Origin of the sequence: Arenibacter sp. S6351L (genome assembly GCF_023016025.1) — a bacterium.
Taxonomy (GTDB): domain Bacteria; phylum Bacteroidota; class Bacteroidia; order Flavobacteriales; family Flavobacteriaceae; genus Arenibacter; species Arenibacter algicola_B.
Genome location: NZ_JALKBB010000050.1, coordinates 1 through 16,085 on the forward strand (window position 1 = coordinate 1; position 16,085 = coordinate 16,085).

The window sequence follows — 16,085 nt, forward strand, 5'->3', positions numbered from 1 at the left end:
GATGGCAGTGTTAGCGTAGCCCCCGGTACTGCCGATGGCACCTACACTATAGAATATACGATCTGTGAAGTGGCCAATGCGGAAAATTGTGATACAGGTACTGTAACTATTCAGGTTGGTCCCGATATGAACAATGTAATTGTTGCGGTGGACGATGCATATACAACGGATACAGATAACACTGGCCTGATCCTTGGCAGTAACGTGCTTGACAACGATACACTAAATGGCGATCCGGTAGCTGCTACAGATGTGGTGCTTACTTCTACGCCAACAGCTGTGCTAACGATCAATGAGGATGGAAGCGTAAGTGTGGCCCCCGGTACTGCCGATGGCACCTACACCATAGACTATATGATCTGTGAAGCTGCCAATGCGGAAAATTGTGATACTGGCACGGTAACCGTGATTATAGAAGAAGGGGATGAGGATGAAAAAATTGAAGTGAATCAACTCGTGACCCCTAATTCAGATGGGAAAAACGACTTCCTATTTATTAGAGGCGTTAGAAACGCCAATAACAATACCTTGAAAATCTTCAATAGATGGGGTGTTTCAGTTTATGAAGGGAAGGGGTATAATAACCAAAATAATGTATTTGACGGTAGGTCCAAGGCAAGATCTACTGTGACTGGAAACAATTATTTGCCCGCAGGAGTTTATTATTATATTTTCCAATATGAAAATAAACAGCAGAATATTACAGATAGTGGTTATATTTATGTGAGTAAATAAAATATTTTATAGTAGATGATATACAAAAAGAGTCTCCTCGCGACCGTTTTAATGTTGTTTTCCCTTTTTGCAGGACTATACGCCCAGCAAGATGCACAGTATACGCAGTATATGTACAATACTATGAGTGTAAACCCGGCATATGCAGGGTCTAGGGGACAATTAAGTGCAGCTGCGCTCTACCGTTCCCAGTGGGTTGGCCTGGAAGGCGCACCTAAAACACAGACTTTAAACCTGCATTCACCAATAAGGAATAGCAGATTGGGTTACGGTATTTCCATTGTCAATGACAATATTGGGGATGGTGTGGTTCAGGAAACCCAGTTTGATGCCGTGTTGTCCTATACTGTTGATGTTGCTTTGGATGCCAAATTGTCCTTTGGATTAAAAGTAGGGGGGAATATGTTGAGTCTGGATTTTAATGGATTGAACAATTTTGATTCTGAAAATATACAGGGCGAGAACATCGACAATAAGTTTTCTCCAAATTTTGGAGTAGGCGTATATTATCATACAGATAAGTTTTATGCTGGACTTTCGGCCCCAAATATGGTGGAAACCGAATATTTTGATAATTCCCAACGGGATGCCAATTCAGTGCAGTTCCTTTCCCAGGAAAGAATGAATTTTTATTTAATTACTGGTTATGTCTTTGATCTTAATAATAATTTTAAGTTTAAACCGGCACTATTGACCAAAGTGGTGGGCGGGGCACCCTTACAAATAGATTTATCGGCCAGTTTCTTGTTCAATGACAAATTTAGTTTTGGTGCTGCCTATAGATGGGATGCAGCATTGAGCGGTCTTTTGGGCTTTCAATTGAGCGATCAGTTCATGATTGGTCTTGCTTATGACAGGGAAACTACCGAGTTGGGAGGCACACAATTTAATGACGGGTCCTTTGAGGTGTTTTTAAGATTTGAATTGGTTAAATCGTTCCGAAGAATGGTATCTCCGCGTTTCTTTTAAAAAAAATAAAATGATAAAAAGAATTTTTTTGCTGACAGTATTATTTTCTGTCCTTGGTAACGTTCTCATTGCTCAGGATAGATTAATAAATAAGGCAGATGAAAAATACAGGGACTATTCCTTTAGTCCGGCCATTGATATCTATAAACGTGTATTGGACAAGGGATATACTTCAGCGGATTTGCTAATGAAACTGGGAAATTCCTATTATTTTAATGCAGAATACAAAGAGGCATCTGAAATTTACAAAAGACTCCTAAGTGAATATAAGGAGGGAATTGGACCTGAGTACTATTTTAGATATGCCCAGACCTTGAGGTCATTGGGAGAATATGATCTGTCGAAGGATGTAATGGCGCAGTTTTCCCAAATAACTTCAGCAGACGTTAGGGCCAATCTATATATGACCGAAAGGGATTATTTGGCGGAAATAGAGAAAAATTCTGGGAGATATGAAATTGGTAAATTTGCTTTCAATTCCAGATATTCGGATTTTGCCCCTTCCTTTTATGGCCAAGGGCTAATATTCTCTTCGGATAGGGATACCGGTAATTTGGCACGATATAGACATACTTGGAATTCCAAGGATTTCTTGGACCTGTACAAGGTAAATGCGGACAGTGTTTCGGAAAACAAGGTGGTTAAATTTGGGGACAATATAAATACCAGATATCACGAATCTACTTCGGTTTTTACAAAGGATGGTAACACCCTGTATTTTACCAGAAATAATCTCTTTGATGGTAAAACTGTTAAGGACGAGAAGGGTGTCGTACGCCTAAAAATATTTAAGGCGATCAAGGAAAACGGAATATGGACCCAAATTGAGGAACTTCCCTTTAATAGTGAATCCTATTCCATAGCACACCCAACCCTTAGTCCGGATGAAAAACTATTATATTTTGCATCCGATATGCCCGGTACCTATGGGGAGTCTGATATTTTTAAAGTAGCCATTAATAGCGATGGTACCTATGGAACACCTGTAAATTTGGGAAATAATATTAATACGGAAGCTAGGGAAACCTTCCCTTACGTAACTAGTGAAAATGTACTTTATTTTTCGTCCGATGGTCATCCCGGATTAGGTGGCTTGGACATATTTGCTACCAAAATTTCCAACAGTCAATATATTGGAACTGTTTTAAATATAGGAAAACCAGTGAATAGTGAGGTGGATGATTTTACCTTCATTATAAATGAAGAAACCAGAAACGGCTATTTTGCTTCGAACCGGGAGAATGGCATGGGTGAGGACGATATATATAGTTTTGTAGAGACAAAAAAATTGGAATTCGACTGTATTAAACCCATTACGGGTACCGTAAGGGATAAAATATCCAATGAGGTCTTGGTTGGGGCAACGGTAAAGGTTATTGATGAAAACAATGAGGAATTGGTATCGGTAATTACAGATTCCAATGGGAATTATAGCATAGCCATAGACTGCAATAAGGGAAATTTTGTTAGGGCTACCATGCAAGGATATGTGCCTTCCGAAGAGTATCTTAATATTTCGGATAGTAAACCATTAATAGTTGATTTTTACTTGGAAAGAGATACCGTTACCGCCGGCTATGGGGATGATCTGGCCAAATTATTGCAGTTAAGTACCATTTATTTTGATTTTGACAGGTATAATGTACGTCCCGACGCTGAAATTGAAATTCAAAAAGTAATTGCCGCCATGGAAAAGTATCCCAGTTTAAAACTTAAGGTCACCTCCCATACCGATAGTCAAGGGGATGATGCCTATAACTTATGGCTGTCCCAAAAAAGAGCGGAATCTACCGTTGCCTATATGGTTTCAAAAGGAATAGAAAGTGAAAGATTGCAGGGGGAAGGCTTTGGTGAGACCCGATTAGTGAATAGGTGTGTCAATGGGGTAAGATGCTCCAAAGCTGAACATCAACTGAACAGAAGGTCCGAATTCCTGATCTTGGAATAGAATTACTCCTTAAAATAATAATTAAAGCAGCTGTTTTTCAGCTGCTTTTTTATGCATAATTGTCAATTGAATTGTTAATGGTTCCATTAATATTTGCTGTTACCCTATTCCGCAAATCTTCTTAAGTGACATCCTTACCACAATTAGTTAGTACTTCACAACATATTGTTCCGTGCTCTTCGATTTTTTGATATTTTCACCAGTTGACACTGGAATCTATGGTTTCGGTAATGTTGAATATAGACTTGGCTGCAGTATTTATATTAATAATTTGCCAGTCTTAATTGGGAATAATAGATGTCTTTTGGATCCAAGTTTTTGAGCCAGAAATTAAAGCAAACGTTGTTAATAGTATTGGTTGTATTTTTTAGTATCCCTGTATTTGCTCAGGTTACTGGAGATTATAGGTCCAAGGCTACCGGCAATTGGGGCAGTTCCAGTACTTGGCAAATGTATAATGGTACATCTTGGGTAAATGCCACATCATATCCAGGTCAAAACAGTAATGTGGGAACGGTAACCATTGGTAGTGGTAATACGGTTACCTTAAATGTCGATATAACTTCCTATACTATTGATAAACTAATTATTGGAGACCAATCTGGAGGTAATGACACTTTGTCGTTACCAAATAATGGGGATTTCGATGTCAATATAATGTTGATAGCCGTACAAAGTGATGGTATCCTAACATGGGTAAAGAATGCCGATCTACACCTACCTACTGGTGCACAGATTTATAATAATGGAGGACAGATAACTATAGATAAGAATTGTAATGCCTCTCAAAATATTTTTATTGGTTCCGAGAAGTTTTCAAATTGTAATGGTAATGGAGGTGCTGATTATTCTTTCGACGAAATAGAATCTGCACTTCCTCCGCCTTCAAGTAATGGGGATATTACCGAATGTGCTGAAAACCCAATTCAGACACTCACCGCTTCTGCAACCCCACCTTCTGGGGCATATGTGGTTTGGTATACTGCCTCTAGTGGAGGTTCTCCAGTTTCTCCAACCCTAAATACGGTGGGAAATGTTACTTATTACGGAGAAAGTGTAGACAATTCAGATTCAAGTCGCAGAAGCCTATTTAGAACTGCGGTAAAACTAACCATTCTTCCAAGACCTACGATATCGGTCAGTAGTCCCCCTAGTTGTGTTTTTAGGCTTTTTTCGCCTACTACCTACCAATTGCAAGTAACCGTTAATACGGGAACGGTAACGAGTACGGCTGGGACCGTTGCAAATACATCGGGCAATGTATGGGCCATTACCAATGTTCCTTCGGGAACCAATATTGTGGTAACGGTGACAGGGGCCAATGGTTGTACAAATCAACTACCCGTTACCGCCCCCAATTGCGCTTGTCCAGTAGTAAATTCACCTACTAGCGGTGGGAATAAATCCTATTGCACAGGAGATGCTGTGCCAAGCATAACTGCATCGGTAGGTTTTGGGGAGACGGTAGACTGGTACAATTCGGCCAGTGGAGGAACATTATTGTTACTAGGCAATACAACTTATACTCCCAGCGGCCCAGGGACTTTTTACGCGGAAGCACGGAATACCACAACCAATTGCCGCAGTGGTGCCAGAACTGCCATAGTAGTTACGCAAGATACCCCGCCTACGGCTAACATTGGACCGGATCAATCAATATTTACAGGTGGTAATGCCATTTTTACCGTAACCGCAACTAATGCAGATACCTATCAATGGCAAGTAAGTACAGATGGGGGAACGGTCTTCAACAACATTTCAAACGGTGCGGAGTATGCTGGAACGCAATCTACAGCCTTGACCGTTAAGACTGCTGGAGCCGATAAAAATGGATATAGGTATCGTGTTTTGGCTTCAAAATCCGGATCAAGTTGTCCCGCTACTGCGTCATCCTCGGCCTTGTTAACTGTTAAGGTGAAAACCGTTATTACCAATAGAAGAATAACCTATAGGGTTGATAAGTAAGAGTGATTCCCGAGCCTATTTAGTTGACTGGTTATTTTAATAGGTAACGTGCGAAATTATATTTTCAAAATATTGATTATACGGTAGTTATCGACCAAATGCAATGGATAAAGATGGTCAATTTTTATGACTTTTAATTTTCTAAACAGCAAAAATTATACTCTTTGTGGTGTCTTAGGTTCCATACACAACAATATTTAGGTAAAAGTTGCAATCAGTTCTATTTTTATTTTTTGCTGAGGGTTGTCTTATTTGGAATAATAAAGGAATTTTTGTTATCTAATTAATATGGCATAGTAAATGAACCTAGATTTACAGTTGGTAAAATAGGGTCACAATGTACAGAGTTAATGAAGATTTTAAGTAAATATTTAGTTTTTTTAGTGGCATTTTTATCGATGTCCGGTCTTTTTGGGCAGCAGACCTATTTGGACAATTTTAACAATACTTCGTATTCCAATAATAACGGTAATTCTAACTTTTCTACAAGTTGGGATGAAGATAATGATGGAGATAGCCCAACAGGTGGAAATATTCGTATCACAGGTAATAGATTGAGGTTTGATGAATTGGATAATAACGATAGGATAAGTCGATCCCTCAACTTGAATGGTGCTACCGCCGTGACATTGACATTGGATTATGATGCAGATGATCGGGGAAATGAAGGCTTGAATGTTCAACTTTGGAATAATTCCACTTCATCATGGCAAACCATAAGCTCTATTAATAGTTCTAATTCCGGTACTATTTCACATACTTTAACAGCTGCCCAGATTTCAAGTAATTCGGCTATTCGTTTTGTTTCCAATAGTAATGGTTGGGGAAATAATGAGCGCATTTATATTGACAACATATTATTCGCGGCTATTTTCAATCCTGTATTAGTGGTTGAAGATGTTACAGTTAACGAGGGGGATGGAACGGCTACTTTTACCGTAACCCATACGGGGGCAAATGCCGTTGGCGCATTTACCGTGAATTATGCAACTTCCAATGGTTCTGCAACAGCTGGTTCGGATTATAGCACTTCCACAGGAACACTTTATTTTAACGGTACTTCCGGTGATACAGAAACTTTTACAGTTTCTATACTTGACGACAGTGTATCTGAAAACACTGAAACTTTTACCGTGGAATTTACAAGTGTTTCCAATGGCACCGTTGATATCTCTGATTCGGCAGAAGGGACAATTGTAGATAACGACTCTTTTGTAATATCTAATGGTTCTACTGATAATACTTGTAGTGGTACTTTCCTCGATTCTGGAGGAACTGGAAATTATTCAAATAATGAAAACCTGATCTATACTCTTTGTCCTGATACCGCCAATACAGATTTGAAATTGGATTTCAACAATTTTGACGTTGAATCAGGATATGATTTTTTATATGTTTATGATGGGACAACCACTTCGGCCACATTAATAGGTCAATATCATAATGGCAACCCACCGCCATCTTCGATAACCGCAACCAACGCCTCAGGTTGTTTAACTTTTAGGTTTACCTCAGATTATAGTGTAACCGGCGCAGGATGGGAGGCATCAATTTCATGCCAGCCACGAGGACCAAGGATGAGTATTGAGGATGTTACAGTAAACGAGGGAGCAGGTACTGCATCGTTTACAGTTACGCATAGTGGTCCAAGTGCAGCAGGTGCTTTTACCGTGGATTATCAAACGGTAAACGGTAGTGCTAGTTCGGGAAGTGATTATACCTCTACATCGGCAACTTTAAGTTTCAATGGTACATCTGGAGATACCGAATCCTTTACCGTCGCCATAAACGATGATGGCATAATTGAAAGCAATGAAACCTTTACCATACAGCTCACAGCATCATCCGATGGCAGTGTTAATCTAACAGATACGGCTATTGCAACTATTGTTGATGATGATGGTATAATAATGACCAATGGCACAACAGTAAACACATGTAGTGATACTTTTTTAGATCCTGGTGGGATAAATAATTATGGTAACAACCAAGATATCGTGTATACTATTTGTCCTGATGTTGTAGATAATTACATTAGTTTGGATTTTATTGGTTTTGATGTAGCCAATGACGATCGCTTATATATTTATGAAGGAACAACAACTTCTGGGACCTTAATAGGGCAATACAATAATAATAATGTGCCGGATATTATAGAGTCAACCCATAGCTCAGGATGTTTAACTTTTAGGTTTATTTCCAATGGTTCCAATACGGCAGGAGGTTGGGAAGCCGAGGTTAACTGTTATCCTGAGGGGCCTAAAATAATTATAGATGACATTTCTTTTGATGAAGATGTAGGTAATGCGGTGTTTACGGTAAGACAGACGCGTGCACGACATGGATATAGTTGGTTGTTTGGGTTTGTGCATGTTCCGTTTACAGTAAATTTTGAAACGGTTGATGGCAGCGCTTTGGCAGGTAGTGATTATACGGCCACCACGGGGACCCTGACTTTTAGCGGGGAACTGGGAAATGTCCAGACCATTTCGGTGCCCATAGCCAATGATTGGGTTCCTGAAAATGCCGAAGAATTTACGATTAGGTTTACAGGAGCTACAGCCTCGTATGGTACAATAAATTACTCGGATACCGGAACGGGAACTATCAATACTCAGATTTTGGCCAATGATCCATTGACATTATTCCAAGAATTTGATGGGTATTATGATTATTCAACAACAGGTGGAACGCTGAGAACACAAAGTAACAGTGGCAATGCTTGTGCTATAACCAGTTCCTCCTCCAATACCTTGGTTTCTCCCATACCAGCATCGGCTACGGTGGAAAGGGCTTATTTATATTGGGCGCATTCCAATACGGTCCGGGACCCTGACGTAACCTTTGAAGGGCAAAACGTATCTGCCAATTATTTATACCAGACTACACTGACCAACCGTAATTTTTATGGGTATGTAAGTGATGTAACCAGTATAGTACAAGGTATTGCCAATCCGTCGACCAATACCTATGACTTTAGCGATTTGGACATAGATAATACTGGAAATTATTGTTCCACAGCAACGGTGCTTGGAGGATGGACTCTGATCGTGTTTTATGAAGATCCCTCTTTGCCTGCTGTAAATATTAATTTGTACCAAGGCTTTGATGGTCTAAGTAACTCAGGGACCTCCTTTACCCTAGATTCTTTCTTTGCCATAGCAGGTTCTGGGGCAAAAGCTTCTTTTTTATCTTGGGAAGGAGATCCCAACCTGGACGGTTCCAGTTCTGGTTCCAGTAACCCGGAAGAGCTATCCATCACCAATCAATCGGGTACCACATATGTGCTTACCGGGGATGGAGGGCAACCCGGGAACAATGCCTATAATTCCACCATATACGACAATACTGTTAGTCCGGTGTATAATACGGCAAATTCTTATGGTGTAGATTTGGATACTTATGATATATCAACATATATACAACCATCGGATACTCAGGTTACCGCCAATGTTGATGTAGGTCAGGATTTTGTAATTTCGGCCGCAGTGGTTATTAAGGTACCCTCCAATCTAATTGCCGGTAGGGTTTTTGAGGATGTGAATTATCCAGGAGGGCCTGGTAGGGACCGAATTTCTTCGGGCGGATTGGCAGTATCAGGAGCCGTAGTGGAGCTCTTTGATTCCGCTGGTAACTTTGTTCAAAGAAAGACTACGGACATTAATGGGTATTATTCCTTTGGGGGGATGGCCGATGGGGACTACCGCATAAAAGCCGTTAACTCTACAGTGCGATCAAATAGGGGCGGACTCAATTGCTCTACTTGTTATCCTATACAAACTTTTAGAAAATATCGTGGCCCTTCCTCATTAATAGACGTGACGGATGAGGTGGGAGGCGCAAATCCGGCTGCACAACAGGATGTTGCTTTGGGGGTTATAAACAATGCCCAGAGCGTGTCAACGGTCTCTGTTTCAGGAGATGGTGTTGTTGGCATCGATTTTGGTTTCAATTTTAATACTATAGTAAACACCAACGAATTTGGACAAGGTTCCTTGGAACAATTTATAGTCAATTCCAATAATTTAAATGAAACTGGTTTGGATATTGAGGCTAATTCTATTTTTGATCCTGCTGCAGGGGAAGACACCTCCATATTTATGATACCTCCAACATCAGATGCATTGGGTAGAACCGCCGATGCCAATTTTGCCAGCGGGTATTTTGATATTAATATTAGTGATGCCTACCAGTTATCAATAATAACGGGTACCAATACCATTATAGATGGTAGGACTCAAACCGCCTATTCCGGAGATAGTAACTCGGGGACCATAGGGGACGGCGGCACAACCGTAGGTATTGCAGCTGCAGTACTTCCCGATTATAACTTACCGGAAATTCAGGTACGTGGAGACTCCATGGAACTTTTTAGATTGGAAGGGAATAGTGCTACCCTGCGTAATATGGCGGTGTACACAGATGATAAGTCGGCAATACAGGTAAATTCGGGTGCGGCATTTGTCTATGAGAATGTTCTAGGGGTCAATGCTCAGGGAGCAAAGTCCGGAAATTTGGAATATGCCATTGAAATTAATGATGGAGTAACAACTATTGCTAGAAATTATTTAAGTGGTTCGGATGTGGCCGCAGTTCACTTAGATGGAGGAACGTCTACGGTCATGGAGTACAACCATTTTTATAGTAATGGGGCAAACGATACCTGTTCGGATAATATTTTAATTGAGGGAGGTAGCGGGATTACTATTCGATATAATTTGATTAACGAGGCAGCAGGAATTGGTATTGAAGGAGAGGGCTATGCTGCAGGATTGATGATCACCGAAAATACCATTACCAATAATGGAGTAAATAATAATGCCTGTGGTGGCGGAATATTCGATGATTCCGGTATTCGGTTAAAGTCGGCGGATGCCACTGTTTATAGGAATGTAATTAATGGTAATCAAGGTGAAGGAATTGTGGTGGCCGAAGATGTTTCAGGTGTCTTGATTTCCCAAAATTCTATGTATAACAACGGACAACGAGCTCCATCCCTAGGTATTGATTTGGATGCTACCAAAGAGAATGGTGATGGTGTAACATTAAACGATTCCGGGGATGGGGATAATGGGCCCAATAACTTGTTGAATTTTCCCATTATTGAAGCGGCCTATGCAACCGGTACCAATTTAATAGTTGAAGGTTGGGCAAGGCCTGGGGCAATTATAGAATTGTTTTTGACAGATATAAATGAAGGAAGTGCCACTGCAGGGGACAACCAATTGGGAATGACTACCGATTACGGAGAGGGCCAGATATATTTGGCAACAGTAGTGGAGGGTAGTGGTTCGGATACCCGATCCGGTACATCTTCCTATACAGATTTGGATGGTAATACCGACAACACCAATAGGTTTAAGGTTTCAATTCCACTTCCACCAGGAGTGGAGAAGGGAAATCTTATAACTGCGACAGCCACTATTTCCAATTCAACCTCGGAATTTTCACCACAGAGTATTATAAAGGGATATACTGTAATTACCAATAGGCGAATTACTTACAGGGTTAAAAAGAATTGATGGTTGTCAAGATGGGCAAGAGTAGATTTTTATATAAGCTTTTAAATGGTAAAAATACCTGCTTTTAATTTTGAAGATGTCGTAATTTTAATCTTTGGCATTTATATTTGTTAGGTACACAACATTTTCAAAACTTGCATCTTTTCTTGGAATACATTTGATACGTTGATCTCTTAGGATCGCGTCTACTTAATGATAACAAGGATTTGCCTTCAAAAAAGAATACCTGTTCTTTTTATGGTGTTCTTCTGCTTTGCCCAAATGTCAGGGCAACAAACCTATTTGGATAATTTTAATTCATCATCCTATTCCAACAACAATGGGACCAACAATTTTTCTTCCAGTTGGACCGAAAGCAATGATGATAACAGTGTTTCCGGCGGAAATATAAGGATCAATAGTAGCCAATTACGTTTTAGGCGTTTAACGGATGAGACCATCCAAAGGAATCTTAATTTGGCGGGCGCCGGTACGGTTACGCTTACTCTCGATTATAATGGATCCAGCAGGGGAGGGGAAACCTTATTGGTGCAATTGTGGAATGGATCAACTTGGCAAACAGTTTCAACCTTAAATAACGATGGAATAGGTTCCATTTCCTATAATTTAACTATTAGTCAAATATCAGCATCTTCCTCCATACGATTTATTACCGGAAGCGGGGATTGGGACGGTAGTGACTACTTCTACATAGATAATGTACAGTTCACTGCCACCTTTGGCCCTATTATGACCATTAACGATGTATCTGTAAATGAAAATGCAGGAACGGCTTCTTTTACCGTAACCCATACAGGTTCCAATGCTTCAGCATTTACGGTAAACTACACTACCAATAACGGTACAGCTACAGCCGGGAGTGATTATACGGCCAAGACAGGAACTTTAAGTTTTACAGGCACCTCTGGGGTTACAAGGACTATCACCATAAATATTTTGGATGATACCCTAGTGGAGGATTTGGAGATATTTACAGTTAGTTTTACAGGAAAATCCCTATCCACAGTAGATATTACCGATATAGGCACGGGAACTATTTTGGATAATGATGCCCTCATAATTACCAATGGGGCAACGACCAATACCTGTAATGCCGTTTTCTTTGATTCTGGAAGTGTTGGTGGCAATTACGGTAATAATGAAAGCAGGGTACATACCATTTGTCCGGACACGTCCAATAATTATATTAGTGTGGATTTTACAAGTTTTGATGTTGCCGTTGGCGATATACTTTATGTTTATGGTGGCACCACGGCAACGGGTACGCCAATTGGAGTCTATGACAACAATAATATTCCTACCTCAATTGATTCTCCATACGGTGCAGGAGGCTGTTTAACCTTTAGGTTTACTTCCAATGGGAGTACCACTGGAACTGGGTGGCAGGCTGCCATAAAATGTGTTGTTGAAGGTCCCAAAATAGTAATAAATGACATTTCTTTTGATGAAACAGTTGGTAACGCTGTTTTTACGGTAACCCAAACACGTGTACGCCACGGATATACCTTTTTGTTCAGCTTTATTCATGTGCCGTTTACTGTTAGTTTTGAAACAGTGAACGGTTCAGCTTTGGCTGGAAGCGATTATACCGCAACCTCCGGAACTTTGACCTTTAATGGTCAGTTGGGCAATGTGCAGACTATTTCGGTACCTATAATTAATGATGGAATCCCGGAAACTGCCGAAGATTTCACCATTAGGTTTACAGGGGCTACAGCGTCCTATGGTACCATCAATTATTCGGATACCGGAACAGGAACTATCAATACCCAGATCCTGGCCAATGATCCTTTGACACTTTTTCAGGAGTTCGATGGGTACTATGACTATTCAACTACTGGGGGAACATTAAGAACTCAAAGCAATAGTGGCAACGCCTGTCTCATAACAAACTCCTCATCCAATACCTTAATCTCTCCTATTCCGGCTACGGCAACTGTGGAAAGGGCTTATTTGTATTGGGCGCATTCCAATAGCGTTCGTGATCCGGATGTAATCTTTGAGGGCCAAAACGTTTCTGCCAATTATTTGTACCAGACCACTTTGACCAATAGGAACTTTTACGGCTATGTAAGCGATGTAACCAACATTGTGAAGGGTATTCCCAATCCATCTACCAATAACTATGATTTTAGTGGACTTAACATAGATAATACCGGTAATTACTGTTCAACGGCCACCGTACTTGGGGGCTGGACCTTGATTGTGTTTTATGAAGACCCTTCCTTGCCAGCCGTTAACATTAACCTATATCAAGGATTTGATGGTCTTAGTAATTCTGGAACTTCCTTTACCTTGGATTCATTCTATGCCATTGCCGGTTCTGGGGCCAAAGCCACATTTTTGTCATGGGAGGGAGACCCTAATTTGGACGGTTCTAGTTCTGGATCCACAAATCCTGAACGACTTTCGGTAACCAATCAATCCGGGACAACCTATATACTATCGGGAGATGGCGGTCAAACCGGTAATAATGCCTATAATTCCACTATATACGATAATACGGTATTGCCAATATATAATTCTTCCAGTTCCCACGGTGTCGATTTGGATACCTACGATATATCTTCGTATATCCTACCATCGGATAGCCAGGTTACTGCAAACGTCAATGTGGGGCAGGATTTCGTGATTTCCGCCGCAGTAGTGCTCAAGGTACCCTCCAATTTAATTGCAGGGACTGTGTTCGAAGATGTTAATTATCCTGGTGGGCCGGGTAGGAATAAAATAACTTCCGGGGGCTTGGGAGTGTCCGGTGCCATAGTGGAACTTTTTAATGCTACAGGTACTTTCATCCAGAGAAAAACCACCGATATTAATGGGTATTATTCCTTTGGAGGAATGGCAGACGGGGCGTATCGTATAAAAGCGGTCAATTCAACTGTTAAATCCAATAGGGGCGGTCTCAACTGTTCTACTTGTTATCCCGTACAAACTTTCAGGAAATATCGTGGTCCTTCCTCCTTGATAGAGGTAACTGATGAAGTAGGAGGGGCCAATCCAGCTGCACAACAGGATGTGGCCTTGGGAGTAATAAATAACGCACAGAGTGTTTCCACGGTCTCCGTAGCAGGTGATGGGGTTGTAGGTATAGATTTTGGGTTCAACTTTAATACGATTGTCAACACCAACCAATTTGGACAGGGTTCCTTGGAACAATTTATTGTCAATTCCAATAATCTAAATGAAATAGGTTTGGATATAGAGGCCAATTCCATTTTTGATCCACCGGCAGGGGACGAGACTTCCATTTTTATGATTCCGCCGACATCGGATCCATTGAGCAGAGCGGCAGATGCCAATTTTGCCAGCGGGTATTTTAATATTTCAATTTCCGACGTAAATCAACTTTCAAAAATAACGGGAACCAATACTATAATTGATGGCAGAACGCAAACTGCTTATTCTGGGGATACCAATTCAGGGACCATAGGGAATGGGGGTACCACTGTGGGTATCTCAGCATCGGCGCTGCCGGTCTATAATCTTTCCGAAATTCAGGTTCATGGGGAGACTAAGGAACTTTTTAGACTGGAAGGGATTGGAGCCACCTTAAGGAACCTTGCTGTTTACAACAATGACAAATCGGCCATACAAGTAAATGCGGGCTCCGCGTTTCTATATGAAAATTTACTTGGGGTTAATGCTCTTGGTGTTAAATCCGGTAATTTGGAATATGCCGTGGAGACTAAAAATGGTGCGACCACTATTTCCCGAAATTACCTGAGCGGATCCAATTTGGCAGCCCTAAAGGTGGATGGTGGTGCCGCTACGGTTGTGGAATATAACCATTTCTATAGAAATGGGGCCAATGACAGCTGCACAGACAATATATTGTTAAAGAATGGTAGCGGAGTGGTAATTAGGTTCAATTTGATTAATGAGGCAGCAGGAATAGGCATTGAAGGAGATAATTATAATGCGGGACTTATGATTACCGAAAATACCATTACCAATAACGGCCTAAACAACAACGCCTGCGGCGGAGGAATATTCGACGATTCCGGTATTCGTTTAAAAGCATCCAATGCCACTGTTTTTAGAAACCTTATTCACAGCAACCAAGGGGAAGGAATCGTAGTTGCCAATAATGTATCAGGAGTATTGATTTCCCAAAATTCCATATACAACAATGGCCAAAGGTCTCCTTCCCTGGGTATAGATTTGGATGCATCCAATATGAACGGTGATGGGGTAACACTTAATGATAATGGAGATGGGGATAATGGTCCCAATGGGTTAATCAACTTCCCAATTATTTCGGCCGCCTACGCCGCTGGTACCAATATGGTAGTAGAAGGTTGGGCCAGGCCAGGGGCAATCATAGAATTATTCTTGACCGATATAAATCAAGGAAGTGCTACTTCAGGGGACAATCAATTGGGCAAGTCCATCGATTATGGAGAGGGTCAGACCTTTTTGGCTACCGTGGTGGAGGGCAGTGGGGCTGATGCTGAATCTGGGACTTCGCCTTATACGGACTTGGATGGAAATACGGACAATACCAATAGGTTCAAGTTTACTATTCCATTGCCTCCCGGTGTAGTAATAGGGAATTTTCTAACATCAACGGCTACACTTGCCAATTCTACCTCGGAGTTTTCTCCCAAAAGTGTGATTAAGGGGTACACCCTCATCACCAACAGAAGAATTACGTATAGGGTCAAACCAATTTGATTTTTTGATTGTTTTACAACAGTTTATTAAGTAGAGACTTCCACAAACCAATAATTAGACAAGTATCAATGTGCAGGTTGAAAGTCGATAAATGACATTCATTAAAACTAGATGGTCTGTAGCATTATATTCCTTAAAAAAACAGTCAACCCTAGCAGTGATGAGATTGGGAAAGCATATATGTAGAATTTTGTTTTCCTAAATAGGATTTTCGAAATCAAATGATCTGGATTCAGCTTATATATTTTCTTAAGTGCTTTTTTTTTTTT

General features: G+C 40.7%; 6 protein-coding genes. All 6 read left to right on the forward strand.

Going from position 1 to position 16,085, the window contains the following annotated elements; translation table 11 throughout:
- Positions 1 to 735, forward strand: a 735-nt coding sequence (locus MWU82_RS23280; protein WP_247098119.1) for a gliding motility-associated C-terminal domain-containing protein, incomplete at its 5' end; no start/stop codon positions are given.
- Between the two features lie 15 nt (positions 736 to 750).
- The gene (locus MWU82_RS23285; protein WP_215949125.1) at positions 751 to 1,704 is read left to right on the forward strand and encodes a type IX secretion system membrane protein PorP/SprF; all 954 of its coding nucleotides are present in this window, start codon (positions 751 to 753) and stop codon (positions 1,702 to 1,704) included.
- Positions 1,705 to 1,714: 10 nt separating this feature from the next.
- On the forward strand, positions 1,715 to 3,652 hold the full coding sequence (locus tag MWU82_RS23290; RefSeq protein WP_215949126.1) for an OmpA family protein: 1,938 nt from the start codon (positions 1,715 to 1,717) through the stop codon (positions 3,650 to 3,652).
- A 297-nt stretch (positions 3,653 to 3,949) separates the two neighbouring features.
- Positions 3,950 to 5,617, forward strand: a complete 1,668-nt coding sequence (locus MWU82_RS23295; protein WP_247098120.1) for a hypothetical protein — start codon at positions 3,950 to 3,952, stop codon at positions 5,615 to 5,617.
- A 350-nt stretch (positions 5,618 to 5,967) separates the two neighbouring features.
- Positions 5,968 to 11,139 carry a Calx-beta domain-containing protein gene (locus MWU82_RS23300; protein WP_247098121.1) on the forward strand — a complete coding sequence of 1,724 codons (5,172 nt, stop codon included), beginning with the start codon at positions 5,968 to 5,970 and terminating at the stop codon, positions 11,137 to 11,139.
- 192 nt (positions 11,140 to 11,331) lie between these two features.
- Entirely contained in the window at positions 11,332 to 15,816 is a 4,485-nt protein-coding gene (locus tag MWU82_RS23305) for a Calx-beta domain-containing protein (RefSeq protein WP_247098122.1), read from the forward strand.
- Positions 15,817 to 16,085 lie beyond the last annotated feature (269 nt).

Bases quoted from the DNA above. Each gene is read 5' to 3' on its own strand.
- MWU82_RS23305 (WP_247098122.1), top strand. From the start codon at position 11,332: ATGATAACAAGGATTTGCCTTCAAAAAAGAATACCTGTTCTTTTTATG.
- MWU82_RS23295 (WP_247098120.1), top strand. From the start codon at position 3,950: ATGTCTTTTGGATCCAAGTTTTTGAGCCAGAAATTAAAGCAAACGTTG.
- MWU82_RS23290 (WP_215949126.1), top strand. From the start codon at position 1,715: ATGATAAAAAGAATTTTTTTGCTGACAGTATTATTTTCTGTCCTTGGT.
- MWU82_RS23285 (WP_215949125.1), top strand. From the start codon at position 751: ATGATATACAAAAAGAGTCTCCTCGCGACCGTTTTAATGTTGTTTTCC.
- MWU82_RS23300 (WP_247098121.1), top strand. From the start codon at position 5,968: ATGAAGATTTTAAGTAAATATTTAGTTTTTTTAGTGGCATTTTTATCG.